Annotated in this window: 20 protein-coding genes and 2 pseudogenes; 12 read left to right on the top strand and 10 right to left on the bottom strand. The window is 65.0% G+C overall.

Features of this window, described 5'->3' with window-relative positions; genetic code table 11:
* Positions 1 to 17 precede the first annotated feature (17 nt).
* Positions 18 to 389 carry a hypothetical protein gene (locus MBENS4_RS25470; RefSeq protein WP_144400973.1) on the bottom strand — a complete coding sequence of 124 codons (372 nt, stop codon included), beginning with the start codon at positions 387 to 389 and terminating at the stop codon, positions 18 to 20.
* Positions 390 to 396: 7 nt separating this feature from the next.
* Here MBENS4_RS25470 and MBENS4_RS25465 point away from each other — a divergent pair, with 7 nt between their 5' ends.
* Complete coding sequence (locus tag MBENS4_RS25465) at positions 397 to 1,266, top strand: hypothetical protein (RefSeq protein WP_144400972.1); 870 nt, start codon at positions 397 to 399, stop codon at positions 1,264 to 1,266.
* A gap of 30 nt (positions 1,267 to 1,296) precedes the next feature.
* Here the strand turns inward: MBENS4_RS25465 and MBENS4_RS16485 are convergent, their stop codons facing one another.
* The 6 genes from MBENS4_RS16485 to MBENS4_RS27625 form a co-directional block, all read right to left on the bottom strand.
* Positions 1,297 to 1,599 (bottom strand): hypothetical protein, encoded by a 303-nt coding sequence (locus tag MBENS4_RS16485; RefSeq protein WP_039392876.1) that lies wholly within the window; start codon positions 1,597 to 1,599, stop codon positions 1,297 to 1,299.
* Entirely contained in the window at positions 1,596 to 1,772 is a 177-nt protein-coding gene (locus tag MBENS4_RS25885; protein ID WP_159108083.1) for a hypothetical protein, read from the bottom strand. Before MBENS4_RS25885 ends, MBENS4_RS16485 begins: the two co-directional genes overlap by 4 nt.
* 249 nt (positions 1,773 to 2,021) lie before the next feature.
* The gene (locus tag MBENS4_RS16480; RefSeq protein ID WP_039392875.1) at positions 2,022 to 2,699 is read right to left on the bottom strand and encodes a hypothetical protein; all 678 of its coding nucleotides are present in this window, start codon (positions 2,697 to 2,699) and stop codon (positions 2,022 to 2,024) included.
* The gene (locus MBENS4_RS16475; RefSeq protein ID WP_039392874.1) at positions 2,696 to 3,883 is read right to left on the bottom strand and encodes a phosphoadenosine phosphosulfate reductase domain-containing protein; all 1,188 of its coding nucleotides are present in this window, start codon (positions 3,881 to 3,883) and stop codon (positions 2,696 to 2,698) included. Before MBENS4_RS16475 ends, MBENS4_RS16480 begins: the two co-directional genes overlap by 4 nt.
* Before the next feature lie 306 nt (positions 3,884 to 4,189).
* Positions 4,190 to 5,518, bottom strand: a complete 1,329-nt coding sequence (locus MBENS4_RS16470; RefSeq protein WP_039392873.1) for a sigma-54-dependent transcriptional regulator — start codon at positions 5,516 to 5,518, stop codon at positions 4,190 to 4,192.
* On the bottom strand, positions 5,515 to 7,029 hold the full coding sequence (locus MBENS4_RS27625) for a sensor histidine kinase (protein ID WP_052322466.1): 1,515 nt from the start codon (positions 7,027 to 7,029) through the stop codon (positions 5,515 to 5,517). The genes MBENS4_RS16470 and MBENS4_RS27625 overlap by 4 nt, the downstream gene beginning before the upstream one ends.
* Here MBENS4_RS27625 and MBENS4_RS26825 point away from each other — a divergent pair.
* The 4 genes and pseudogenes from MBENS4_RS26825 to MBENS4_RS16450 all read left to right on the top strand — a co-directional run bounded on the left by MBENS4_RS26825 (position 7,010) and on the right by MBENS4_RS16450 (position 11,421).
* Positions 7,010 to 7,402 (top strand): hypothetical protein, encoded by a 393-nt coding sequence (locus MBENS4_RS26825; RefSeq protein WP_242404986.1) that lies wholly within the window; start codon positions 7,010 to 7,012, stop codon positions 7,400 to 7,402. The genes MBENS4_RS27625 and MBENS4_RS26825 overlap by 20 nt on opposite strands.
* A 106-nt stretch (positions 7,403 to 7,508) precedes the next feature.
* Positions 7,509 to 8,851, top strand: a pseudogene (locus MBENS4_RS16460) (dicarboxylate/amino acid:cation symporter).
* Between the two features lie 134 nt (positions 8,852 to 8,985).
* The gene (locus MBENS4_RS16455) at positions 8,986 to 10,452 is read left to right on the top strand and encodes an alginate export family protein (protein WP_039392872.1); all 1,467 of its coding nucleotides are present in this window, start codon (positions 8,986 to 8,988) and stop codon (positions 10,450 to 10,452) included.
* 255 nt (positions 10,453 to 10,707) lie between these two features.
* Positions 10,708 to 11,421: a cistern family PEP-CTERM protein gene (locus tag MBENS4_RS16450; protein ID WP_052322465.1), complete on the top strand. Its 714-nt coding sequence runs from the start codon at positions 10,708 to 10,710 to the stop codon at positions 11,419 to 11,421.
* Positions 11,422 to 11,497: 76 nt separating this feature from the next.
* Here MBENS4_RS16450 and MBENS4_RS16445 read toward each other — a convergent pair whose 3' ends face one another.
* Positions 11,498 to 13,036: a tetratricopeptide repeat protein gene (locus MBENS4_RS16445; protein ID WP_039392871.1), complete on the bottom strand. Its 1,539-nt coding sequence runs from the start codon at positions 13,034 to 13,036 to the stop codon at positions 11,498 to 11,500.
* A 334-nt stretch (positions 13,037 to 13,370) separates the two neighbouring features.
* On the opposite strand from MBENS4_RS16445, the gene MBENS4_RS16440 reads away from it, so the two are divergent.
* From MBENS4_RS16440 to MBENS4_RS16430, 3 genes are read left to right on the top strand one after another with little or no spacing between them, the layout of a single operon-like run.
* Positions 13,371 to 14,141, top strand: coding sequence for an N-acetylmuramoyl-L-alanine amidase (locus tag MBENS4_RS16440; protein WP_052322463.1), 771 nt, complete (start codon positions 13,371 to 13,373; stop codon positions 14,139 to 14,141).
* Positions 14,138 to 14,413 carry a hypothetical protein gene (locus MBENS4_RS16435; protein WP_039392870.1) on the top strand — a complete coding sequence of 92 codons (276 nt, stop codon included), beginning with the start codon at positions 14,138 to 14,140 and terminating at the stop codon, positions 14,411 to 14,413. Before MBENS4_RS16440 ends, MBENS4_RS16435 begins: the two co-directional genes overlap by 4 nt.
* The gene (locus MBENS4_RS16430; protein WP_039392869.1) at positions 14,410 to 14,979 is read left to right on the top strand and encodes a hypothetical protein; all 570 of its coding nucleotides are present in this window, start codon (positions 14,410 to 14,412) and stop codon (positions 14,977 to 14,979) included. Before MBENS4_RS16435 ends, MBENS4_RS16430 begins: the two co-directional genes overlap by 4 nt.
* 11 nt (positions 14,980 to 14,990) lie before the next feature.
* On the opposite strand, the gene recG is transcribed toward MBENS4_RS16430, so the two are convergent.
* Positions 14,991 to 17,048, bottom strand: a complete 2,058-nt coding sequence (gene recG / locus MBENS4_RS16425; protein ID WP_039392868.1) for an ATP-dependent DNA helicase RecG — start codon at positions 17,046 to 17,048, stop codon at positions 14,991 to 14,993.
* 107 nt (positions 17,049 to 17,155) lie between these two features.
* Between recG and MBENS4_RS16420 the strand changes: the two genes are divergently transcribed.
* From MBENS4_RS16420 to MBENS4_RS16405, 4 genes and pseudogenes are all read left to right on the top strand, one after another.
* Positions 17,156 to 17,575 carry a baeRF12 domain-containing protein gene (locus tag MBENS4_RS16420; RefSeq protein ID WP_039392867.1) on the top strand — a complete coding sequence of 140 codons (420 nt, stop codon included), beginning with the start codon at positions 17,156 to 17,158 and terminating at the stop codon, positions 17,573 to 17,575.
* An 80-nt stretch (positions 17,576 to 17,655) separates the two neighbouring features.
* A complete protein-coding gene (locus tag MBENS4_RS16415) occupies positions 17,656 to 17,925 on the top strand; it encodes an FAD assembly factor SdhE (protein ID WP_039392866.1) in 270 nt (89 codons plus the stop codon).
* A gap of 67 nt (positions 17,926 to 17,992) precedes the next feature.
* Positions 17,993 to 21,465, top strand: a pseudogene (gene mfd, locus MBENS4_RS16410) (transcription-repair coupling factor).
* A gap of 110 nt (positions 21,466 to 21,575) precedes the next feature.
* Positions 21,576 to 23,132, top strand: a complete 1,557-nt coding sequence (locus tag MBENS4_RS16405; protein ID WP_039392865.1) for a S10 family peptidase — start codon at positions 21,576 to 21,578, stop codon at positions 23,130 to 23,132.
* Between the two features lie 36 nt (positions 23,133 to 23,168).
* On the opposite strand, the gene MBENS4_RS16400 is transcribed toward MBENS4_RS16405, so the two are convergent.
* Positions 23,169 to 24,506: an EAL domain-containing protein gene (locus tag MBENS4_RS16400; protein ID WP_039392864.1), complete on the bottom strand. Its 1,338-nt coding sequence runs from the start codon at positions 24,504 to 24,506 to the stop codon at positions 23,169 to 23,171.
* Positions 24,507 to 24,511: the final 5 nt, after the last annotated feature.

The following is a 24,511-nucleotide window of genomic DNA, read 5'->3' as shown; positions in this document are numbered from 1 at the left end:
GGCACAAGGCGCGCCTGTCATCGTTCGATCTCAGCACCGCGTGCGGGGCGCGCGGCATCAGCCGGAACATGGGCCTTCTCTCGAGGAAGTTTCGCTGCTCGAAATGCGGCAGCCGAGACGTCACGTATGGGCCGTGCTGGCGATGAAATGTTCGAGCACTGTCTGCCCAAACGATAGTGCTGGCTGACAAGGCGTACAAAACGAACAGCAGCCGCGCGTCTCTGCGTGCAAAAAGCGCCTTCGAGCTCGCGCAGCAACTCCCAGCCCACACTTTTCAAGGTACTAGCGCTCATTCTCGCCAATGAGTTCGGCAATTTTCCCTTGCCGACATACCAACTGGGATAGGCAGCAAAGCTGCTTCCCGAATCAAAGTTATTGATGATAGACATCGTCCGGATGGACACTAATCAACTCGCCATAACGTTATTTTTTTTCAGCAGCGCCATGCCGTTTGTCGTTGAGGCAACAAAACCAGATCACCCCAAAAGAATCATTCCTTGGTCGCTGGTAGCTGCGTGCGTGCTGTTAGGCTTATCATGGAACTACCTGTTCGAACGGTCGCTATTTTTGCAAACTAAGGCAGCGCAATTAACTTCCGATCCGACAACATGGTTCGTGATAATCACAGCCACATTCTTTGTTCTGCGCTCAAGAACGAAGACTCAGCCTCAATCCGGCGCGGTAGATGAGGAAAAAATACGTGAAATTTCTAATTCAATAATTTCAAAACACCTCGATAAACTCAACAAAATCAATGAAGAAATTGTAGAAAATAATCGTAAAATAAATATCCGCATAAAGGATATTTCAGAAAATATATTGAATATAGAAGAAAAGTTAAATAATTTTTCAATTATTGAAAAGTACAAAGAAAGTCCGGAAATTATTGAAAAATTCGTATATCATTTTAAAGATAAGATAAAAGAACTACATAAATCGGCAAAGCGTGCAGAAGGTGAAAATGTAATGGACCCAATGCAACATTGGGACAATGGGCAACAAAACATATGGAATGAATTCGACCCCATTGATAGGGAAACGTCTAAACTGGGATGGGAAGAAACTCGGCGGAACCAACACCCCAACTACAATCTCAACCCTATGAAACCAGTTCCAGGCGATGAAAATATTAAAGATCCCGAATTAAAACAAGAATATCGACGTGTGCACGACATGATGAGAAATGCGGCAGACGAAGCGCTGCGAAAGGCTGCAACTGCCAAGGGAGATCGAGAAAGAGCAAGGAACTCAATTATAAATGAATAATTTACACTAGGCCGCGTTTGCTTGGCTTCTTCATGAGCGCGGCTCCTTCAACGATTTGATGATGCGCGCATGGCGAGCTTGGCGCGGGTGGACGATCTTGCCGTTGAGCGCGTGGTGTGTGAGCGAGCCCCGCTCAATCCAGTTGTCGGGGAGCTCGGAGAATCCGCCATTCAGCCAAGGCTCCAGGTCCTTGGGGTTCTCGTCGAGGTACGAGATCAGGTGCCCTGCCGTCTCCATGCCGCCGACGCCTGCCATCGAGGCGAAGGCATCACTGCGCTGGGCGAGCAGCTCAATGAATTCGGTGATGATCGGGAGGTGGGCGCGATCCGTCATAACGGCGACCTTTCCAAGACCCAGCCCTCGGCCCCAGCTCGGCTCAAAAGCTCTGCCGCAACTTCATGCGTTTCCTCTTCGGTAAACTCGATGCCAGGAAGGTCCGGCTGACGGTTCCAGGCATCCTGTAAATGCTTGGCGAGTGCGGTGACCTTCTTCGGATCAATTCTCATGACCGCCCCTTCCCAAGCGGACGAGCCGGAAGCACCTTCCCTCCGCTCTTGGTCTCATGCTTGCCGCAGCCATCGCAAATGACTGCGTATTCGCCGCGGGCGAGGTTGAGGGGCTGCAAGATGGACAGGCGCCAGGTGTGGTGGCCGAACAGGCAGCGGATCGGCTTCACAGCCCCCTCCCCCAAATCATCACCCCCAAGCGCATCTGCGCGAAGAACAGCCACACGGCATAGGCGAAAAGCTGATCGATCATGCCGGGTAATCCCCCTCTCGCTCGAACCGCAGCCGGCACTTCTCGATCCGGCGCCAGCGGGTGTCCTCCTCCCCCTTGATCCAGACGATCCAGGCATAGCTCGTCGCCGTGCTTGCCTTCCGAGGCTTGCCGGTGGCCGGATCGATGTTCGCCGGATCGGGCGCGCCAGCGCGGACCAGGCGCCCGCGCAGCATCACCACGCGCTCGGCGTGCTGGAACACGTAGGACGGCGCAGGAGAGGCAAAGAGCCGCTGACGGCCCTCACCCTCCAGGAACGACGAACGCGCCAGCACCGCGACGCCCACGCGGCTCCGCTCCAACGCGCGGGCAATGAACTGCTCGGCCAGACGGAACGGCGGGTTCATGAACGTCCAGTCGGTCATGCTGAGGTGATCCGCTGGGCCAAACAGGTAGTCGCGGACCGGGAAGGCAGCACCATAGTCGAACACGTCGCTCGCCATGACGTGACCGAACAGTTCCCGCAGCGGCTTCACCATGTGCCCGCGGTTGGCGCACGGCTCGCGCACGTCGGACATAGCGAGGTTGAAGCCGAGGCCGTCCAGCTTGTCGCAGATGGCCCGCGTTGCCCAGGGCGGCGTCGGGAAGTCGTCGAGGCTGTCGTGGGGCTCCACGCGCTGCTGCATGACTGCGCTGCTGGTGTTCTGGCCGGTCATTGCCCCACCAGCTCCCGAAAGAGGATGGGTTGCTCGGTGCCATCGCCGTAGACCGCATCAAGCCAGACATCGGCGCGCGGCTCTTCCCCGGTCCATTTGTCGGGAAACGTACGCGCGGCGATGAGCTCGCGGATGCGGGCTTCCTCCTCAGCGTTGATCAGCTCGACGCGGGCTCGCATCTGGATGTCGAGGATACGCTCAAGCGCCTCGGCGCGGGCTTCTAGCGTGAGTGGACCCATGCGCTGCGGATTCTTGGCGATCTGGCCGTTCTTCAGGCGTTCGAGACCTGCCTTGCGAAGGCGCTGGGTGGGCTCGCGCATCCAGCGGTAGAGCGGCTTTAGCTCAAGTAGCGGATCGAGATGCTCCCACGCAGGGATACGCACGATCGTTTCAAGCGCGGTATCCTTCTGGGCCAGCGGGCATCCAATACAGCCGGTGCGCGCATTAATTTCGGTGGCATCGTCACCGCCATAGGCATCGGCCAGGATCTGTGTCGGCCATCCGCCGAATTCCGGCATGGGGGCGTAGATCTTGAGCCAGTCCCAGATCCAGCACACCCGCCAGTGCAGCAGCGGCGCGAGCGTCGCGAGGCGGCCCTTGATGCCCTTCTCATCGGGCAGCACCTGTTGATACCAGCCCTGGCCGCACTCGGCTCCGTCCTTCGAGCAGGACATGGCAATGCGTCCATCTCGGATCGCGCTTTCGCCCTGGCGCACGCCGGTGAGCATCAGGGCCTTGCCGGGCAGCTGCTCGAGCGCCTGCTCGAGCGCGGCGGCCATCGGCTCGACCTTGATCTGGCGGGTGCACCAGCGAAGCGTGTTGTTGTTCGGCGGAGGAACACCGCGACCGAGGATGTAGACCATGAAGCGCTTGTCGAGCGGTGCGCGCACGGTGACGACGCGGATCCAGTTCCGAGTGCGCAACTTCGCCATGATTTGCTCGGCCGCCCGCTGGATAGGCGGTAGCTCCTGCCGCGTATCAGCGTAGAACACCCAGAGGCATTCTGGTTGCGGGAGCAGGCCCACGTCGATGAAGTGGACAAGCATGGTGAGCAGCGTGGTGCTGTCCTTTCCGGCGGACCAGGCGACAGCGAAATGCTGATGGTCGGACCAGTAGGCACGAAGCGACTGAAGGGTGAGTTCGACACCCTCGGACTGCACATCATGGATGGTGAGGCCGCTCATGCCGCTATCCCCAGCAAAGCCGATGGACAGGGGTTGTAAGTTCGGGCTGAACCTACTAGCGGAACGTCAGAAGAACATTCGCCCGAAATCGCACGGAGCGGCGATTCACAAACGGCTGAAATGCGCCATGCGCTTCGAGGTGCAGCGTCTTCGGGAGGCAGGGGCCGGAGGTTCGAATCCTCTCTCCCCGACCACTAAAAAAGCCCAGCGGAAACGTTGGGCTTTTTTAGTGTCTGGCGTACGCGCAGGCGCCCTTTGGGTCCGATCACAAGCGCACCTACAGGACGCAAAGCGCTCCCCTCTCCTTCAGCCTCCCCCTTTCTTGAGGCTTGGAAGATCGATGCCGTGCTTGGCGACCTTGTAATAGAAAGTCTTGCGCGGCAGGCCGAGTGCGCGGATGGCCGCGCCGATCTCGCCCCCTGTGGCGCGCACTGCCTGGACGATCTCTCCGCGTTCGAAGGCATCGACCCGTTCAGCAAGGCTTGCGTGTTCACCGCCCGGCGCACGACCATCGCCCCCAGCCTCTTCTCCCGACGGATCTCCGACGAGATCCATGACGAAAAGCTCGGCAAAATTGCGCAGTTCGCGCACGTTTCCGGGCCAGTCGTGCGTGGCGAGGCGCGTGCGCACGGCGTCGGACAAGGGCGGCACATTGCGCCCGAGACGCTGCGCGCAAGCCGCGGCAAAGCGCGCGAACAGGAGCGAGACATCCTCGCGCCGCTCGCGCAAGGGTGGCAGCACCAGCCGCATCGCGGCCAAGCGATAGAACAGGGCCGGCTGCACCGGCATCGCCTCGCCCTCCTCGAGCGGAAGGCTTGTCGCGACGATCCGGAAATCGAGCGGAACCTCGTTGGGTCCCGATTCCACACTGCGTTTCTCGACGAAGGAGATCAGGCGATCCTGGAGCCGCGACGGCGCACGGTCGACATCGTCGAGATAGAGCGTGCCCCGGTCCACTGCGAGAATCGCCGGATCACTGGCTGGACCGAAGGTCCGCGTCACCAGCGCCTCGTCCATTCCGGCACAGGGCAGCGGCAGGAACCGCCGCCGCGCACGCTTGCCCGAGCGGTGAATGAGGCGCGCAAGCAGATCCTTGCCCGTGCCGGTCTCCCCTTCGATGAGAATGTCGATGTCCGCATTGGCGAGCATTGGTATCATTTCACGCAGACGCCGGATGGAGGGGCTCTGCCCCAGCAAGACCGGAGCCGCCTCGTCGCCGGCAAGCGCGCGCAGCTGCCGATTCTCCAGTGCCAGTTCTCGCGCCCGTATCGCGCGCGCGCAGACCGTCACCAGCCCATCGGGATCGAAAGGCTTGGTGAGGAAATCCCAGGCCCCGGACTTGAGCATATCGACCGCCATATCGACATCCCCGTGTCCGGTGATGAGCACGACCGGAAGCTCGGCATCGCGTTCGCGAACGGTGCGAAACAGGTCGATCCCGGATATTCCGGGCATGCGCACATCGGTCACGACCACGCCCGGCCAATCGGCATCGAGCACGTCGAGTGCGGATTGCGCGCGGTCGAACAGCGTCACCTCGAAGCCGGCAAGCTTCAGGAGTTGAGCTGTCGAACGGGCGAGGTCCTCATCGTCCTCAACCAGGGCGATGCGATTGATGGGGGCAGCTTCGCTCATCGGGCAATCCTCAAGATCAATTCAAAGGCCGCGCCGCCCTGCCCTTGCGCCGAGGGCAAGGCGCCGCGCGCCATCATGCAGCGCAGCGAGCCACCGAATTCGGCGGCGATGTCCTGCGCAATGACAAGTCCGAGCCCCAGCCCCTCCTCGCGGCTCGTCGCGAACGGCGTGAAGAGCTTCTCGGCCACCTCGTCCGAAATCCCCGGCCCGTTGTCGCGGACAACCACGGCAACCTGCCCGCGCGGACGATCCACCGCGACCTCGATGACAATCCTCGGATCGGCCCTCGGAGTTAAATGACCGCCAAGAGCATCGAGCGCGTTTTGCAGGAGGTTCACGAGAATCTGCTCGCCCCGAACCTTGTCCCCCGTCACCAGCAGGTCTGCGGACAGATCGGGGATCACCGCATCGACGCCGACAAGCCGGTCACGCAGGAGCAGTTCGGCCCCCTCCAGCACTTCACCAAGAGCACACTGCGTGCCTCCGACAGTCTTCTTGCGGGCAAATCCGCGCAGCTGCGCGGTCACGACGCCGATACGCTCGGCCAACCGATCGATCGCCCCCAGGTTCTCGGCCACCTGCTCGCTGTCCCCGCGCTCCAGGAAGACCTTCGCGTTCGCGGCGTAATTGCGGATCGCCGAAACCGGCTGCGCGGTCTCATGCGCAACGCTGGCGCTGACCTGGCCGAGCGTGGCCAGCCGATTGGCGAGCCGGAGTTCCTCGCGCAGCTGGGCGGCCCGGCTCTCGACCTGGGCGCGCTGCTCCATCTCCTCGCGCAACTGGGCCGTGCGCGCGACAACCGCGCTTTCCAGTTCGAGCGTGCGGGCGCGCCGGCGCCGGCTGCGCAGCAGAAGCCAGAGTACGAACAGGCTCACCACCAGAGCCCCGCCCCCTGCGGTCACGCCCACCAAGCGGGCCTGCCCGGCGACCGCGCCCTTTGCAGGCAGCAGCAGGAACAGTTGCCAGCCCTCGTTTCCTCCGGGCGTATCGATGCGGACGAAAGGCCCCTCCCGCCCCGGCACCTCGAGCAGGCCATCGCGGCGCTGGTCCCAAGGCCGCGGATGGATCGCATTCGCGCCGCTGTCGCGCTGGGTCTGTGCCCGCTCCTGCGCATTGAGTTCGCGCGTCGCCGCGAAACGCCAGGCCGGACGGCTGGTCACGAAGATGACCCCCATGGGATTGGTCACGAAGGTGATCCCTCCGGCCTGACGCCACTGGTCCTCGATCCAGTCGAACTCGAGCTTGACCACGACCGCACCGCCCCCGCGCGTGCGCTGGGCAAGGTAAAGCCCCGGCTTGCGACTGACCGTGCCCAGCGCGAACTGCCGCCCTGCCCCCGAATTCTGCGCCTCGCGGATGTACCGGCGGAAGCTGTAGTTCGAGCCCACGAAGCTATAGGGCTTGTCCCAGTTGCTGGCCGCGATCGCGCGTCCGGCCCGGTTCACCACATAGATGGCCGAGGCACCGGTGGTCTGGGCAAGATCCTTCAGCTTGCCATTGAGAACCGCCACGGCCGCGTCGCTCTCCCCCCCGCTCGGCCGCGATCACGTCGCGGTCATCGGCAAGCGCGAGCGGCAAAAGCCGATAGCGCGCCACTTCGCTTTCGATCAGGGCCTGACGTATCCGGGCGTCCGCCTCCCCGGAAACCAGAAGCGCATCGAGAGCGCGCTCGCGGGCAAGATAGCCAGCCCCCAGCCCCACCAGCAGCGCGAGCACAAGGCAGCCCAGAACGGGCAGGAGGGAGTTGGTCCGAATCATCCTTGCCTCAATACGCGGCGCGCGCGTCATGTGCAATTTCCGACACATTTGCAGGCATTGCATGCAATTTTCGCCACAGAAACATTCTGGAAACGTCCTCAAACCCCTGTAAATGCGTCCGTTTAACGCAAGCACGATTGCGCTGGCCCCGCATCCCCCCAGCGGGCAATTCCTTGCACCAAGTTGCGAGGAGGCGAAGTCTCCCGCTTGCGAGAGGACGAAAAGGTACACCATGCATAGCCCCTCCCCCACCACGCCACAGGCCGGGTCGCGCCGCCGCTGGTACACGCATCTCTATGTCCAGGTGATCGTGGCCATCGCCGCGGGCGTGGCTCTTGGCCACTTCGCACCCCAGACCGGCGAAGCTTCAAGCCGCTTGGCGATGCCTTCATCAAGCTGGTGAAGATGGTCATCGCCCCGGTCATCTTCCTGACCATCGTGACCGGCATCGCCTCGATGCGCGACTTGCGCGCGGTGGGCCGGGTCGCGGCCAAGGCCTTCGCCTACTTCCTGACCTTTTCGACGCTCGCGCTCATCATCGGCATGATCATTGCCAACGTGATGCGTCCGGGTGACGGGCTCAACATCGACCCGTCCTCGCTCGACGCGGCTGCCGTCGCCTCCTATTCCGAAAAGGCGCACGAGACCTCGCTCGTCGGCTTCCTTACCTCGATGATCCCGGACACGTTCCTGTCCTCGATGACCCAGGGCAACATCCTGCAGGTTCTTGTCATCGCCATCCTCTTCGGCGTTTCGCTGGCGGGCATGGGCGAGCGCGGCGACAAGCTGCTCGCGATCCTCGAAGACGTGTCGAGCGTGTTCTTCCGCCTTGTCTCGATCGTGATGAAGACCGCTCCCATCGGTGCGTTCGGCGCGATGGCCTTCACCATCGGCAAGTACGGCGTAGGCAGCCTTGCCAACCTCGCCGAACTGGTCGCGCTGTTCTATATCACGTCGCTGCTGTTCGTGATCGTCGTGCTGGGCACGGTGGCCCGCTTTGCCGGTTTCTCGATCTTCGCGCTCATCCGCTACCTCAAGGAAGAGCTGCTGCTGGTCCTGGGCACCTCCTCCTCGGAGAGCGCGCTGCCCTCGCTGATCGCGAAGATGGAAGCGGCCGGCTGCCCCAAGACCATTGTCGGCCTCGTCGTTCCCACCGGCTACTCGTTCAATCTCGATGGCACCAACATCTACATGACGCTGGCGGCGCTGTTCATCGCACAGGCCTGCGGCGTGGACCTGACCCTTGGCCAGCAGATCCTGCTGCTTGCGGTTGCCATGCTGTCCTCCAAGGGCGCGGCGGGCGTCACCGGCGCCGGGTTCATCACGCTGGCCGCAACGCTTTCGATCGTGCCTTCCGTGCCGGTTGCTGGCATGGCGCTGATCCTGGGTATCGACCGCTTCATGTCCGAGTGCCGCAGCCTCACCAACTTCGTGGGCAACGCGGTGGCCACCGTCGTCGTCTCGCGCTGGGAAAAGTCGCTTGATCCCGCAGCCTTCCGCGCCGCCATCGCCAAGAACGGCCGCGCCCCGGCCGATCCGGACGCCGCCGCGGCCGCCATCACTGCGGCGGAATGAGACCACGAACATGACCGCATTCCAAACCTGACATAGCGGGAGGGCTACAAGGCGAACGGCAAAGCCGTCGCACGAAGCGCCCCTCCCTTCCCCTCAACAGCCCTTCGGGTCGCACCACACAAGAGCTGAAATCCATGACCATCGACAACCGGCCACTTATGGCCGTTGCCCTCGGCTGCGCGCTGTGCGCGAGCCCGGCCCTTGCCCAGAGCACCACTGAGCACACGGCCTACCCGCCTGCGGCCAATGGCGAGGGCCGCGTCACCAACGCCTACGCCACCGCGCGCTGGGCCGAGGACTGGAGCGCGCCGGGCGAAGTTCGCAAAATCGACGATCCGCTCGACCGCCTCAAGCACATCCGCCTCGACAGCGACGACGACATCTACCTGACGCTGGCCGGTGAAATGCGCCTGCGCACCAACTTCACCAGCAACCCGGGCCTTGTGAAGGGCGAGCACCAGCGCCACGACATCCTGCGCGTGACCGGCGGCGCCGACCTCCACCTGGGCGAACACGTGCGCCTCTACGGCGAGCTCTCGCACGCCGACAGCAGCGGCCACAACATCGGCACGCCGTCGGTCTACCAGGAGAACGATCTCGTCGTGGAGCAGAGCTTCGTCGAGGTTACCGGCACGCTCGGCGGCCTTGATCTCGGCGCACGTTACGGACGTCAGATGTTCTACGATGGCTCGAAGATGCTAGTCAGCCAGCGCGACAACAACGCCATCCACTACACCCAGAACGGCCTGCGCCTGTGGGCACGTGGCCGGGACGTTCGAGTCGACCTGTTCGACTTCAAGCCCACCGCCTATGGCCGCCAGGGCACCGGCGATGACCGGATCAACGACGAGATCCGCTTCAGCGGCGTGACCGTGGGCACCCAGCTTCCGCGCGATCTGCTTGGCGGATCGAAGCTCTCGTTCGATCCCTTCGTATGGCGCCTGCGCCGCCGCGAGGCCGCGTGGGTCGGAACCGTCGGACGCGAAGAGCGTGTCTATGTCGGCGCCCATGCCTGGGGCGATGTCGGCCCGGTCAACATCGACTGGACCGTCAACCACCAGTCCGGCAGCTTCGAGGATCGCGCGGTTGACGCCTGGCAGGTCTTTACGAGCCAGACGGTCGCCCTGGGCGCGCAAAAGGGCGCGCCGCGCATCGGCTTCAACTTCGACTACGCCAGCGGCGGCGGCGGCAACGAGGATGGCCCCGGTGCGGGCAAGATGCGCAACGCGATCTCGCCGCACGGCGCCAATACGCCCTTCAGCCACCACCTGTTCCTGACCGCGAGCAACCTGGTCGAACTCGCCCCGACCCTGGCGCTGAGCCCGGTCAAGTCGGTCAAGATCCTCGCCGATTACAGCTTCGCCTGGCGCGCGACAACCAACGATGCGATCTACCGCGCCAACACGCGTCCGCTCGCAGGCACGCAGCTCTCGACGTCCCACAAGACCGCCGAGATGCCGCGCCTGCAGGTGCAGTGGAACATCTCGCCGCGCGTGGGCATTACGGCGCGCTACGAACACGTCTTTGCAGGACCGGCCCTGCGCGAAGCCGGCTACGGCGATTCCGACTTCTTCGGAACCTGGATCAGCCTGCGCTTCTGATCCCCAGTTCGCGGACTCGCTCCGTATGCGCGTCAACTATTCTGGCAGACGCGCATACGGGACGTTTTCCTCTCCCCGTATTCATCAGAGCCCTTTGCAGGACACGTCCTCTTGGATTCTGGACGGAATGATGTCGGGAATGTTTACAACACAGAATGAGCGTTAACTAATTAACGCAACAAATCCGTAGATGGCACGATCTTTGCCTCTTCTCTTTCGGTTCTTCTGCGGAAGAACGGGAGAAAGGGGAAAGTCATGAAGAAGAGCATATGCGGCCTTGCCGCGCTCGTAACGGGATTGGCGGTGCAACCTGCCCTTGCCGACGAGATAACCCTCTCGGATGCCGATGTCGGCTCGGAATACACCCTCATGTACGACGGGTTCTCCGATGGCTCGACAATCGATGGCCTCACCGCCAGGATCCGACTGACGCTGACGGGCATTTCGGGCAACGACTACATGTTCGCCTATAATGTTTCGAACACCACCTCGGCGCCAGTCACCGGATCGCGCATCTCCGGTTTTGCCTTCAACACCGACCCCACGATCTCCGCAGCCTCGAGCACGGGCGCCTTCAGCTACACGACGCTGAATTCGACCTACCCGAACGGCATCGGCACGGTCGACGTCTGCTTCAAGGATGCCTCGACGGGCAGCTGTGCGGGCGGCGGCGGCGGCGGCATCGAGCTTGGCGGCAGCGGTGACGGCACGCTGACCCTCTCGTTCGCGAGCCCCACCGACACACTCTCGCTGAGCAACTTCTACGTACGCTACCAGTCGATCACCGGCGTATCGGGCATCACCTCGGCCAGCGGCGCGGGCACCGTCTCCTCGACGAGCGGCGGCTCGGACGTTCCCGAACCGGGCATGCTGGCGCTCTTTGGCGTTGCCCTCATCGGCCTCGCCATCAACCGCCGACGTGCGGTTGTCGCCCGCGGCAGCCTGCGTCCGGCCTACGCCATGGCCTGAAGGTCAGATCCGGACCAGACAAAGAGGGCTCGTCGCAAGACGGGCCCTCTTTTCGTATCCGGCACATGTCGCGTGATCAGGCTCCCTTGCGGGCGGCCGCCAGATGACCCGCAATCGTGGCGTTGCCGGGGGCCTTCTTCGCGGCCGCTTCGAGCAAGCGCAAACCGCGCGCGTGATCGGTGTCGGTCTCCACCAGAAGCCACCCCGCCGTATCCATCACCGAGGCATGTTCCGGTGCGGACTCCAGTGCACGCAGCGCAAAGGCGAGCCCCTCCTGCTCACGCCCGAGACGGCTTTCCGCCAGCGCCAGATTGTTGAGAACAAGCGGATTGGTACCATCGGTGACGGCGAGCAGGCCCTTGTAGAGCGCGCTCGCGTTGGCCCAGTTGCCCGCCTTCATCGCGGTGTCGGCCTCGGCCAGCTGGGCTGCGAGAGCCTGCGGCGAGGGTGCGCGCGCCCTCTGCGCGGCCTGCGCAGCATCGCTCCGCCCGGCCCCTTTCGCCGCCGCAGCATACAGGCGCCGGTCGCTGCCCGATGCCGTAGATTTGGCCACCAGCGGCTCCAAGGTTGCCAGCGCGGCGGTAAAGTCCTTCTGCGCGATCTGGATGCGGGCAAGTTCGCGCCGCGCCGCGACGTTGGATGGCGCCCGGGTCAGCACGGGCTGCAAGACTGCGCGCGCCTGCTCGTCCTGTCCGAGTTCCACCAATGCGCGGGCATAGAGGATGGCCGCCTCGTCGCGCGTGCGCACGAGTTCGGAACTGGACTGCAAGATCCCGCGCACCTTCGCCCAATCGCCTTGTGCTCCAGCCAGCCGGGCGCGCAGATAGACAAGCTCCGGGCTCGCGCCTGTACCTTCCGGAACCGCTGCCAGCACGGTTTCCATCTCCTTGGGCCGACCCAGATCGCCCAGGATCGCGGCCTTGCCGGTCAGCGCGGCCAGGTTCCCGGGATAGGCTTCGAGCGCGGCAGAATAGGCCTTGAGCGCGCGCAGCAGATCCCCCTGGGCCGTGGCCACCTGCCCATCGGCGAGCAGCGCCTCGCGGACCTGAGGATCGACCGTAAGCGCCCGGTCGACAAGGTCACGCGCTTTACGAACGTGCCCTTCCTTCAATTCGAGCCGCGCAAGATCGGCAAGGAGGCGCGCATTCTCAGGCCCCTCCTCCAGCCCCAGGGCAAAGGCACTGCGCGCCCTTGCGGGATCGCCCTTGAGCAGATGGGCCATGCCCCGAACCCACTGCGCCCCACTGCCTCCGACACCGTCCACCAGGGCCAGCGCCTCATCGGGCCGTTCGCGCAGCAGAGCCGCCTCGCCAAGCAGCACGGCGTGATCGGCGCTGCGCTGGCCGGGCGCGATCCGTTCGAGCGCCTGACGCGCGCCCTCCCCATCCCCCATGGCCAGAAGCGTGCGGGCGAGAAGCTTGCGGGCCGCCTCGTTCTGCGGCTCCTCCTGGAGCAGACTGACCAGATCGAGCCGGGCGCGGGTGAAGTCGTGCGCGGCATAGGAGGCGCGCGCGCGCTCCATCTGCTCGGCGGGATCGAGACCGCACCCTGCCAGATTCAGGGCCAGAGCCAAGGCAAGAGCCGGTACCAGCGCCAACGGCAATACGCGTTTCATTGAGCCCCTCCACAGGCGCAGACTCGCCCGACGGCGCTCCGCTTTCATGGTGTATTCTTCCGGATTTTTACGGATTTGAGCAAGCAAAACGGGCCTCATGTCCCACGCTGACACTCCGCGCCGCACCGCAGCCTTCGCAAAAACAACTTTCCTACACCCACACGCACGATGTAATCCTGCGTAACGGTGACCCTGCCAAGGCAGCGCGCCATCTCCGCAAAGCGATGATCCCGGACACACGTCTGGCCTGCGGCGCACCTCGCACCACCGCGCCATGCCGATGCTGTCCGCCCCCTCCCATCCCGCACGCGCCCACAGGGCGCACAGGAGGCTCATGCCATTCTCGATCCGCAAGGGCGTGCTCCACGCCCAGGACGCCGCCGTCACGCAGGTTCCCAGCCCCAACCATTCGGGCGCATTCCGCAGCCCCCCGCGCCTCATCGTGATGCACTACACAGCCGGTGGCAGTGCGGCGTCCTCGGCAAGCTGGCTTGCCAACCCGGCTGCGGGCGCTTCGGCCCACCTCGTGATCGGCCGTGACGGGGCGATCATCCAGTGCGTCAACCTGGAAAGGCGCGCCTGGCATGCCGGACGCTCGGCCTGGCAGGGTCTGTCCGACCTCAATAGCCACGCCATCGGCATCGAGCTTGCCAACCGCGGCCCCCTCACCTGGTCGCCTCAGGGATGGTGCGATGCGAGTGGCACGACCATTGCCGCCATCGAGGCCGCCCACCGCCATGGCGGTCCGGTCCGCGGATGGGAGGTCTATCCCGAAGCCCAGATCACGGCCGCCATCGCCGTTGCCCGGGCCCTCGCCGAAACCTACCCGATCCACGAGATCGTCGGGCATGACGACATCGCGCCGGGCCGCAAGCTCGACCCCGGCCCCGCCTTCGACATGCCCGCGTTCCGTGCGCAAGTGCTGGGCGCATCCCTGCGCGCTCGGGTCACGGCCTCCTCGCTCAGGGTGCGCAGCGGGCCCGGCCTTGACCACCCGGTCCTGCGCGCGCTGCCGCGGGGCACGCCCGTCGAGGTCACCGAGCGCCGCCGCGACTGGATCGCCATTGCGCCGGGCCAATGGGTCTTTGCGGAGCACGTGGCATGAGCGGCCTCTCGGCGATCCTGCGCGCAGCGAGCGGCGAGTTCGAGACGACCCGCGTGCTCGGCACCTTCGGCGTGCTCCTCTATGCTCTGGGGGCCCACGGCCTTCTGCTGTTCGAAACGATCGGACGCGGCCGCCCCTTCGACCTTGCCACCTACTGCACGGCCTTTCCCGGCGGCCTTGTCCTTCTGATCGGCACCGCAGGCGGCGTCGCGGCCCTGAAAGACCGCCAGGTCGCCCGCTCGCGCGCCATCGAGAAGGAGACCGCGCGATGATCCCGCTCCCCCTCGGCCTGCTCCGCGCCTTCGCCTGGCCCTGGCGCCTGCTTCGCACATACCCGTGGCCGACGCTGGCGCTCGCCCTTGCCGCCTTCGCCTGGCTGCAGCACGGCCGCGCGCGCCATTGGCGCGAACGCGCCCGCAGCGAAGCTACCAGCCACGCCGCGACCAAGGCGAACTACCAGACCGCGCAGAAAGAGGCTGCCAGGCGCGCCCAGGAAGAACGTCTTGCCACCGAGCGCACCCATTCCCGTCTTGCAAAGGAAGCCGATAATGCCCTTCACGAAGCCGATCTGTGGCGCGCTCGCGCTGGCCGTTTTGCCGATGACGGCGGCATGCGCGTCGCATGTTCAGGCCCCGCTGGCCGTACGCCCGGCCACGCCGCTGCCCCCGGCTCGGATCACCCTGCCCCGCGCGCTGACGGACCCGGTAGCCCTGCCGTCACTCTCTCCCGCGCTGACTTCGAGACCCTGAGCGCCAACACCGAGCGGCTTCTGCGCGTCCACGCCTGGGGCCAGCGGCTTGTCGAGGAAGGGCTCGCCTTCCCCCCTGAAACACCCTGAACCCAGGGCGCTCAGCCCCCACGCAGGAGTTGCACGCCGTAGTCGCGCTCGAAAAGATAGAGAAGAATGCGCGCCGCCTCGCCCCGCGCGCCTTCCAGGCCACCATCGCGCTCCATCAACAGGCGCGCGTCATCGTGGGCAAGCGGAAGCAGCTTGGTGATCTGCTCGAGGCTGGCAAGGCGAAAGGGCGTGTCGCCCGACTGGCGCGTGCCGAGAAGCTCGCCGCCGCCGCGCAGCTGCAGGTCCTCTTCGGCAAGGCGGAAGCCGTCCTGCGTCTCGCGCATCAGCGCAAGGCGCTGGCGGCCGGTCTGGCTGAGCGCCTTTCCGCGCAGCAGCAGACAGGTCGATTTCTCCGAGCCACGTCCGACACGCCCGCGCAGCTGGTGCAGCTGGGCCAGGCCGAAACGCTCGGCCTGTTCGATCACCATGAGCGTGGCGTTGGGAACGTCAACGCCGACCTCGATCACGGTCGTTGCAACCAGGAGGCTCGCCTCGCCCGAGGAAAAGCGCTCCATCCCGGCATCCTTTTCCTCGCCCTTGAGCTGGCCGTGCACCATGACGACGCGGTTGCCGAAGCGTTCCTTGAGCGCTTCGTAGCGCGCCTCGGCAGCGGCAATGTCGTCGGTCTCGCTCTCGGTCACCATCGGGCAGACCCAGTAGGCCTGCTGGCCGGACTGGATGTGACGCGAAAGCGCGCCGACCACGTCGTCCATCCGATCGGTCGAGACGACGCGCGTGTCGATGGCCTGGCGTCCGGGCGGCAGTTCGTCGAGCCGCGAGACTTCCATTTCGCCGTACTGCGCCAGTGTCAGCGTGCGCGGGATCGGGGTCGCCGTCATCGCCAGCGTGTGCGGCGTGCGCCGCCCCTTGCGCGCCAGCATCAGGCGCTGGCCGACGCCGAAGCGGTGCTGCTCGTCGATCACGACGAGGGCCAGATTGTGGTAGGCGACCGCGTCCTGGAAGATCGCGTGGGTGCCCACCACGATCTGGATCGAGCCGTCGAGCAGGCCCATCAGGATCGCCTCGCGCGCCTTGCCCTTGTCGCGCCCGGTCAGGAGCGCAATCTCGACGCCTGTTCCTTCCAGCATCTTGCGCAGCGTGGTGTAGTGCTGGCGCGCGAGGATCTCGGTCGGGGCGAGCATCGCGCCTTGCGCTCCGGCCTCCACCGCGATCAGCAGCGCCGAGAGCGCAACCACCGTCTTGCCCGCGCCGACATCGCCCTGCAGCAGACGCAGCATCGGCGCAGTCTGGGCCAGATCCCCCTCGATCTCGCGGATCGAACGGGCCTGCGCCCCCGTCAACGCGAAGGGCAAGCTGAGCTTGGCGCGCAAGTGTCCGTCGCCCTGCAGCGGCGTGCCGCGCTGTGAACGGTTGCTTGCGCGCACCAGCATGAGCGCCAGCGCGTTGGCGAAGAGTTCATCGTAAGCGAGGCGATCGCGCGCCGGTTCGTTAGGGCCACGATGCGCCTCTCGCAGGGCCTCGTGCCAGGCGGGCCAGTCGCTCTTGGCCATCTGGCTGCTTTCGATCCACTCGGGCAGCACGGGCACGTGTTCCAGCGCCTGTTTCACAAGCGAGCCCATGCGCCCCTGCGTCATCCCTTCCGACAGGCCGTAGACGGCTTCGCGCTGCTGGCCGATGGGCGCGGTATCGCTTTCCGAGACGTGTTCAGGGTGCACCATCTGACGGGTCTGCCCGTACTCGTCGATGCGCCCTGCCACCCAGCGAGTCTCACCCACCGGGAGCTGTTTCTTGCCGGTGTAGGAGGCGCGTCCGAAGTAGGCGATCGTGCAGATATCACCTGCATCGTCCTCGGTGACGATGCGGTAGGGCCCGCGTCCCGTGGAGGCGCGGTGCTCGCGCACGGTCAGGCGCACGATCACGTTTTCGCCGATCCCCGCCTCATCGAGGCGGGTCACCATACGCCGCTCCACGAAACGGTCGGGCAGATGGTAGGCAAGATCCTTGATCCGCGTCAGGCCCAGCTTTTCAAGCGGACGACGGATCCGGGGGCCGACCCCGTCGAGGGACTCGGAATCGACGAACAGGGAGTTGAGCGCTTCGGGCCGCATGGCCGCCTCTTAGCGCGCCTCTCGGGCATTTCACCAGAGCCCGTGGAACATACCGACAACTTTCCCCGTTGATGGGAGCAAACGGCAACGAAAAAAGGAGAGAGAGCATGCTCTTGCCCCATGGAACGATGTTTGCGCTGGTCGACGGGGAGAACTTCGAACTCTACCGCAACGCCGGGAAGGAAGCCTCGCCCGAGCTGACCGCGGTCGACGTGCCCGATCTTGCGCCCACCAACTACAGCGCCGGGATGAAGGACCACGACGCCGGCTCGCGCTATCCCGCCAACCCCAAGGACCGCACCTCGCGTCTTGATGAGGCCGCCCATGTCGCGGCGGTGACGGACTGGCTCAACAAGCAGGCCATGGAAAACCACATGGACAAGCTGGTGGTCATTGCGGACCCGAAATCGCTGGGCGAGATGCGCCGCCACTACCACAAGACGCTGGAAGCCACGATCCTGAAAGAAGTGCCCAAGACCCTCACCGGCCGCTCGGGCCCCGAGATCGTCGCGGCGCTACGGGCCTGAGCCCTTCGACGTCCCGGGTGCACCATTCGCACCACTGAAAACCTTGCCCCGGCCCGCGCCGCATTGTAACGGCGCGGGTCATGACTGATACCTCGTCCCGTCTCGCCCGACTTCGCTTTCGTGCCTGGCACCGTGGCACGCGCGAGGCCGACTACATGATCGGCTGCTTCTTCGACCGTTTCCACGAAACCTGGTCCGAGGCCGACATGGACTGGTTCGAGACCCTGATCGAGGAAGAGGACGTCGAGATCATGGCCTGGGCGCTCAAGACCGAGCCGGTCCCCGAAAAGTTCCAGGGCCCGATGATGGACCGCATGATGAAGCTCGACTACGTCGAAATTCCGTACTGAGCTTTCCCGCTCCCACCCGTATTCCTGGCCTGAGCGTGGCGACGGCCGTTCGCCACACGCAGAAGCCATGACCGACTTTTCCCGCATTCTTTCCGCCACTTCGCCTCTCACGCTGGCTTCCGTTACGCGCGGCAGCCAGCCGCTGGTGATGGCCGACCTCGCGCGCGCCGCCAAGGGCCGCGCGGTCTTCGTCGCCGACAACGAGGCGAGCATGAGCGCGCTGGCCGAGGCCGCGCGCTTCTTTGCGCCCGAATTGCAGGTGATCGAGTTTCCCTCGTGGGACTGCCTGCCCTACGACCGTGCGAGCCCCGCGCTTTCGGTCAGCGCCCGGCGTCTCGCCGCGCTGCACCAGCTCCAGGCCAAGCGCACCGGACCGCAGCTTCTTGTCACCACGACCAACGCGCTGACCCAGCGCGTGCTAACCCCGTTCCGCATCCGCGAATCGGTGAAGCTTCTGAAGCCGGGCCTCGAGATCGGCCACGAAAGCCTGATCGCGCTCCTGCGCCGTCAGGGCTACCAGCGCACCGACACCGCCATCGACGCGGGTGAATTCGCGGTGCGCGGCTCGATCTTCGACATCGTGCCCTCGGGCCTCGATGCCGGGCTTCGTCTCGACTTCTTCGGCGATGAGCTGGAAACACTGCGCCTCTTCGACACCAACACCCAGCGCTCGACCGGCACGGTCAAGGAGCACCTCCTCGTGCCTGCGAGCGAGGCGCTGATCGACGAGGCCAGCGTCAAGCGCTTCCGCACCCGCTACCGCGAACTCTTCGGCGCGAACGCCACCGCCGACCCGCTCTACCAGGCGGTCAGCGACGGGCGCCGCCTGGCGGGCATGGAGCACTGGCTCCCGCTTTTCGAGGATCGCCTCGTCACCCTCTTCGATCACCTCGCGCCCGAGGACGTGATGGTCCTCGACAGCACCGTCGCAGGCGCGTCCGAAGAGCGCTTTGGCGACATTGCGGACTACTTCAAGAACCGCAAGGAAACCTCTGGACAGAAAGCAGGATCCTACCGCCCTCTGGCCACCGATGCGCTCTATCTGGCGCCCGAAGAACTGGCGGGACTGACAGAGGCCCAGCCCGCGCACAAGGCCGATCCTTTCGCCCAGCCCGAGAGCGCCAGGGTCCTCGACTTCGGCTTCTCCACGCCCGCGATTTCGCGCCCGAACGCGCGCGCGGCGACAACGCCTACGAGGCCGCCGCCAAACACTTTGCCGCGCTCGGCAAGCAGGGCCGCAAACCCATCCTCGCCGCCTATTCGACGGGCAGCCGCGCGCGCCTCGTCTCGATCCTGGGCGAGGCTTCGGGCACTGAGCCGCGCCTTGCCGAGACCTGGCAGGAGGCCCTGGGCATGGCGGTCCAGGGCCGCGCCGCGGCGCTGGTTCTCCCGCTCGAGACCGGCTTTGCCAACGAGGCGCTCGAGGTCGTCACCGAGCAGGATATCCTGGGTGACCGCCTCGTCCGGCGCAAGAAGCGCAAGAAGGACGCCGACGCCTTCATGGCCGAGCTCGCCGCGCTGACGCCCGGCGATCTCATCGTCCACATGGACCACGGCATCGGCCGCTACGAGGGCCTGCAGTCGATCCCGGTTGGCCAGTCCCCGCACGACTGCGTGATGCTGACCTACCATGGCGGCGACAAGCTCTATATCCCGGTCGAGAACCTCGACGTCCTCTCTCGCTACGGCAGCGAATCCGAGGGCGTCCAGCTCGACAAGCTGGGCGGCGAGGCCTGGCAGAAGCGCCGCGCCCGCCTCAAGGAGCGCATCCGCGAGATCGCGGGCGAGCTGATGAAGACCGCCGCCGAACGTGCGCTGCGCAAGGCCCCCGCGCTGCTCCCCGACGAATCGAGCTTCAACCAGTTCGTCGACCGCTTTCCCTGGCAGGAAACCGACGACCAGGAGCACGCCATCGCCGACGTGCTCGATGACCTGGGCAGCGGCAAGCCGATGGACCGCCTCGTCTGCGGCGATGTCGGCTTCGGCAAGACCGAAGTGGCTCTTCGCGCCGCCTTCGTCGCGGCCATGGCCGGCCAGCAGGTCGCGGTGGTCGCCCCCACGACCCTCCTTGCGCGCCAGCACTATTCAGGCTTTGCCGAGCGCTTCAACGGCTTCCCCCTCAACGTGGGGCGCCTCTCGCGCCTCGTCCCCGAGAAGGAAGCGCGCACCACCCGCGAGGGGCTGGCGAGCGGCAATGTCGATGTCGTGTGCGGCACCCACGCGATCCTCTCCAAGACCGTCGAGTTCAAGAACCTGGGCCTTGTCATCGTCGACGAGGAACAGCGCTTCGGTGTGACCCACAAGGAGAAGCTCAAGCAGCTGCGCGCCGACGTCCACGTCCTGACCCTCACCGCCACGCCGATCCCGCGCACGCTGCAGATGGCGATGTCGGGCCTGCGCGAGCTTTCCACCATCCAGACCCCGCCGGTCGACCGCCTTGCGGTGCGCACCTACGTGATGGAATGGGACGACATGGTGATGCGCGAGGCGCTGCTGCGCGAACACCACCGCGGCGGCCAGAGCTTCATCGTCGTGCCGCGCATCTCGGACATGCCCGAGGTCGAGCAGTGGCTGGCCAAGTACGTGCCCGAGGTGAAGGTCATCGCCGCCCACGGCCAGATGTCGGCCAGCGAAGTGGAAGAGCGCATGAGCGCCTTCTACGACGGCAAGTACGAAGTCCTGCTTTCGACCACCATCGTTGAAAGCGGCATCGACATTCCCCGCGCCAACACCATCATCATCCACCGCGCCGACCGCTTCGGCCTTGCCCAGCTTTACCAGCTGCGCGGACGTGTAGGCCGCTCCAAGCTGCGCGCCTATGCGTACCTGACGACGCCCGCCAACCAGGCGCTCACCGAAGTCTCGGAAAAGCGCCTCAAGGTGCTGGGCGATCTCGACAGCCTGGGCGCAGGTTTCCAGCTTGCCAGCCACGACCTCGACATTCGCGGCGCGGGCAACCTCCTGGGCGATGAACAGTCCGGCCACATCCGCGAGGTCGGCTTCGAGCTCTACCAGTCGATGCTGGAGGACGCGATCATGGCCGCACGCGCGGGCGGCGTGGGGCTGGAGAAGGACACCACGGGCCTCTCCCCCCAGATCACCGTCGATGCGCCGATCATGATCCCGGACGATTACGTCCCCGATCTGGCCGTGCGCATGGCGCTCTACCGCCGCCTCAACGACGCGGAGAACCAGGACGAGGTGGAATCGCTCTCGGCCGAGATGATCGACCGCTTCGGGCCCCTTCCCGATCCGACCGCGAACCTCATCCAGCTCATCCAGATCAAGCGCCAGGCGATTGCCGCCCACATTGCCAAGATCGACGTGGGCCCGCGCGGTACGCTGGTCAGCTTCCACAACGACAGCTTCCCCAACCCCACCGGCCTCATCGCCTATGCCGAGCGGCTCAAGGGCGCGATCAAGCTGCGCCCGGACCACAAGCTGGTGCTCCAGCGCGCCTGGGGCGATCCCAAGTCGCGCCTCAACGGCCTGTTCCAGCTGACCAAGGGCCTGGCCGGGGTGGCGCGCAAGGCCAAGTGAGGCTGCGACAGAAAGTTTCAGAAACGATATACAATATATCCTTGCCTTGAAACCGGGGGGCGACCAGTCTGGGCCGCGAGGTCACACTCGAAAGACAGACAGGGACACCCATGAAACGAATTACGTCGCTCGCCGCCGCCTCCCTCCTCGTGCTCGCGCATCCCGCGCTGGCGCAGAAGGGCGAAGGGCCAGATGCCGCGCGCGAACACGACAAGGCCGTGGCCGAGGAAGTGGCGGCTGGCTGGGCCAGCGCTCCGGTGGAAGAAATCAGCAAGACCGCCAAGGGCTCGGTCAACGTCGATGGCCGCTCCATCGCCTACACCGCGACAGCGGGCACGCTCACCATTCGCGATGCCAAAGGCAAGCCGACCCAGAGCATCTTCTACACCGCCTACACCGCGCCGGGGAAGAACCGCCCAGTCACCTTCTTCTACAACGGTGGCCCCGGCTCGGCGAGCCTATGGCTGCGTATGGGCAGCTTCGCGCCGACCCACGTGCGCACGAGCGACCCCATAGCGGTGGCCCCTGCCCCCTATGATGTCGGCCCCAATCCCGACAGCCTGATCGGCTCGACCGACATGGTCTTCCTCGATGCTCCGGGCTCGGGCTATTCGCGCGCGCTGGGCGATACCGACCCGGCCTCGTTCTACGGCGTGGACCAGGACGTGGGCGCCTTTGCCGACGCGATCCAGCGCTACATCTCCAAGAACGGGCGCTGGGGCGATCCCAAGTATATCTTCGGCGAAAGCTACGGCACGACCCGCTCGGGCGCGCTGGCCGAGGAGATGGAAGGGCGTGGCATGGCGCTCAACGGCGTGGTCCTGCTCTCCTCCATCATGAACTACGGCGTGCGCCAGTCGGGCTTCGACAACATCCACATCGGCTACCTGCCAAGCTACGCCGCGACCGCCTGGTACCACAACCGCGTTGCCGACCGCCCCGCCTCGCTCGCCCAGTTCGTCGAGGAAGCCCGCCAGTTCGCCAATGGCCCCTACGCCACCGCGCTGGGCAAAGGCTCGGACATCACGCCCGAGGAGGAAGATGCCGTCGCGCGCCAGATGAGCCGCTACACCGGCCTCTCGGTCGACTTTCTGAAGGACGCAAACCTGCGCGTCGATCTCAGCCGCTTCCGCAAGGAACTGCTGCGCACCGAGCGCGAGACGCTGGGCCGCTTCGATTCGCGCTACACCGGCACGGATGCGGATGCGGCGGGCGAAGGGCCCGAGTACGATCCCTCCAGCACGGGGATCACCGGGCTCTATATCTCCAGCTTCATGGACCAGCTGCACACGACCTTCGGGTATGACACCGACCTCACGTACCGGCGCAGCGCGCGCGAAGCCGGCAACTTTGACTGGGACTGGTCCCACAAGGCGCCGGGCTACGGCTATTCGAGCTTCCAGAACCAGGTCGACGTGACGCAGGACCTCAGCCGCGCCATGCGTACCAACCCGTACATGCGCGTGCTGTCGCTGAACGGCTACTACGACATGGCAACGCCGTTCCACTCGACCGAGCGGGACCTCAAGCACATGATGCTGGAGCCCAAGCTGCGCGGGAACCTCCAGTTCAAGTACTATGAGGCCGGACACATGATCTATCTGAACCCCGAAGCGCTGCACCAGATGCGCCTCGATCTCGAGGCCTTCTACGCACAGGGCAAGTAAGCACGGGCCACAGGCGCGCGCGGACCGGGATCAGGCTTAGGCCCTCTCCATCTCGGTCCGCGCCAGCTTCTCGAACAGGGCCACGCTCATCGGCTGGGCGCGCAGGAAACCCTGATAGTATCCGCAATGTTCGCGCGCGACGGCGTCTCGCTGGTCAGCCCGCTCGATCCCCTCGGCAATCACCTCCAGGTCGAGCGCCGTGGCCATCGCCACGATCGCGCGCAGGATCGCGACATCGCGCGGGTCGGTGGTGATCCCCTCGATCATCGCCCGGTCGAGCTTGATGTAGTGGATCGGCAGCACCTTCAGGTACCGGAAATTGCAGAAGCCCGCGCCGAAGTCATCGAGCGCGATGCGGATCCCCTGCGCCGAGAATTCCGCCATGATCTGCGCGGCCGCTGTCACATCGGCGATCAGCGACTGCTCGGTAATCTCGAGCGTCAGCTGGCGCAGCGGAAAACCGCTCTCTCCGACAAGATCGAGCATCTGGGAGGTATAACTCTCGAAGGCGAGGTCCTCGGGCGTCACATTGATCGAAAGCCGCAGGTTCTCGGGCCAGTTGCGCGCGGCCCACAGCGCCTTGCGCGCAATATGCTGCGACAGCGGGCCGACATGATCTGTCCGCTCAGCCAGATTAAACAGTGCCCCTGCCCCGATCCGCCCCAATTCGGGATGGTCCCAGCGCGCCAGCGCCTCGGCTCCGGTCAAGTGGTCGTCCTCCAGGCTGAACTGCGGCTGGAAGAGGACCTCGATCTCATCACGATCAATCGCGCCCAGAAGGTCGGCTTCGAGCTGCGCGGTCGAGATACCGGGCGGGATTGCCTCGCCATCGGCCCAGACCAGACGCGCGCCCTGCTGCTCGTTGACCGCCTGGAGCGCAACGCCGAGCCGCTCGAGCATCGATTCGACCACTTCCTCGGCCAGCGTCCGGATCAGGGCGAACCGCGGCGAGAGGCGGATCACCCCCGATGGTACGGCGATGGGCCGCGAAAGCAGGTGCGAAAGCTGGTCGGCCAGAAGCTGCCAGCGCTCGCGACTGCACGAGATGTTGGCGACCAGCAGAAAATTGCCGCCGCCTGTACGGGTCAGCACCCAGGGCGCGTCGAGCTCTTCCGAAGCGTAATGGCTGACCCGGGCGGCAATTTCCTCGAGCGCGCCGTCGCCGGCAGCCGCACCATAGGCCATGTTGATGGCATCAAGGCGGCGCAGGCTGATGAGCATCGCGTGGACGTGCACCGGAGCCAGGTTTTCCAGCGCCTCGGCCTGCCATGCGGCCATGCGTTCATTGACGAGCTCCACGCCGGGAAGGCCGCTCAGGCGATCTTCCAGTCTCAGCGCAAGGCGTTCGGCCTGGCCAGGGTGCGACGTCGTCATCTTTT

The organism is Novosphingobium sp. MBES04, assembly GCF_000813185.1.
GTDB classification, from domain to species: Bacteria; Pseudomonadota; Alphaproteobacteria; order Sphingomonadales; family Sphingomonadaceae; genus Novosphingobium; species Novosphingobium decolorationis.
Note: the sequence above shows the minus strand (reverse complement) of the source record. Positions and strands in the feature narration are given on the sequence as shown.

Excerpts from the sequence above, each read along its gene's own strand:
- MBENS4_RS25470 (WP_144400973.1), bottom strand. The coding sequence starts at position 389 with ATGTCTATCATCAATAACTTTGATTCGGGAAGCAGCTTTGCTGCCTAT.
- MBENS4_RS25465 (WP_144400972.1), top strand. The coding sequence starts at position 397 with ATGGACACTAATCAACTCGCCATAACGTTATTTTTTTTCAGCAGCGCC.
- MBENS4_RS16485 (WP_039392876.1), bottom strand. The coding sequence starts at position 1,599 with ATGACGGATCGCGCCCACCTCCCGATCATCACCGAATTCATTGAGCTG.
- MBENS4_RS25885 (WP_159108083.1), bottom strand. The coding sequence starts at position 1,772 with ATGAGAATTGATCCGAAGAAGGTCACCGCACTCGCCAAGCATTTACAG.
- MBENS4_RS16480 (WP_039392875.1), bottom strand. The coding sequence starts at position 2,699 with ATGACCGGCCAGAACACCAGCAGCGCAGTCATGCAGCAGCGCGTGGAG.
- MBENS4_RS16475 (WP_039392874.1), bottom strand. The coding sequence starts at position 3,883 with ATGAGCGGCCTCACCATCCATGATGTGCAGTCCGAGGGTGTCGAACTC.
- MBENS4_RS16470 (WP_039392873.1), bottom strand. The coding sequence starts at position 5,518 with ATGAGCGAAGCTGCCCCCATCAATCGCATCGCCCTGGTTGAGGACGAT.
- MBENS4_RS16455 (WP_039392872.1), top strand. The coding sequence starts at position 8,986 with ATGACCATCGACAACCGGCCACTTATGGCCGTTGCCCTCGGCTGCGCG.
- MBENS4_RS16450 (WP_052322465.1), top strand. The coding sequence starts at position 10,708 with ATGAAGAAGAGCATATGCGGCCTTGCCGCGCTCGTAACGGGATTGGCG.
- MBENS4_RS16445 (WP_039392871.1), bottom strand. The coding sequence starts at position 13,036 with ATGAAACGCGTATTGCCGTTGGCGCTGGTACCGGCTCTTGCCTTGGCT.
- MBENS4_RS16440 (WP_052322463.1), top strand. The coding sequence starts at position 13,371 with ATGCCATTCTCGATCCGCAAGGGCGTGCTCCACGCCCAGGACGCCGCC.
- MBENS4_RS16435 (WP_039392870.1), top strand. The coding sequence starts at position 14,138 with ATGAGCGGCCTCTCGGCGATCCTGCGCGCAGCGAGCGGCGAGTTCGAG.
- MBENS4_RS16430 (WP_039392869.1), top strand. The coding sequence starts at position 14,410 with ATGATCCCGCTCCCCCTCGGCCTGCTCCGCGCCTTCGCCTGGCCCTGG.
- recG (WP_039392868.1), bottom strand. The coding sequence starts at position 17,048 with ATGCGGCCCGAAGCGCTCAACTCCCTGTTCGTCGATTCCGAGTCCCTC.
- MBENS4_RS16420 (WP_039392867.1), top strand. The coding sequence starts at position 17,156 with ATGCTCTTGCCCCATGGAACGATGTTTGCGCTGGTCGACGGGGAGAAC.
- MBENS4_RS16415 (WP_039392866.1), top strand. The coding sequence starts at position 17,656 with ATGACTGATACCTCGTCCCGTCTCGCCCGACTTCGCTTTCGTGCCTGG.
- MBENS4_RS16405 (WP_039392865.1), top strand. The coding sequence starts at position 21,576 with ATGAAACGAATTACGTCGCTCGCCGCCGCCTCCCTCCTCGTGCTCGCG.
- MBENS4_RS16400 (WP_039392864.1), bottom strand. The coding sequence starts at position 24,506 with ATGACGACGTCGCACCCTGGCCAGGCCGAACGCCTTGCGCTGAGACTG.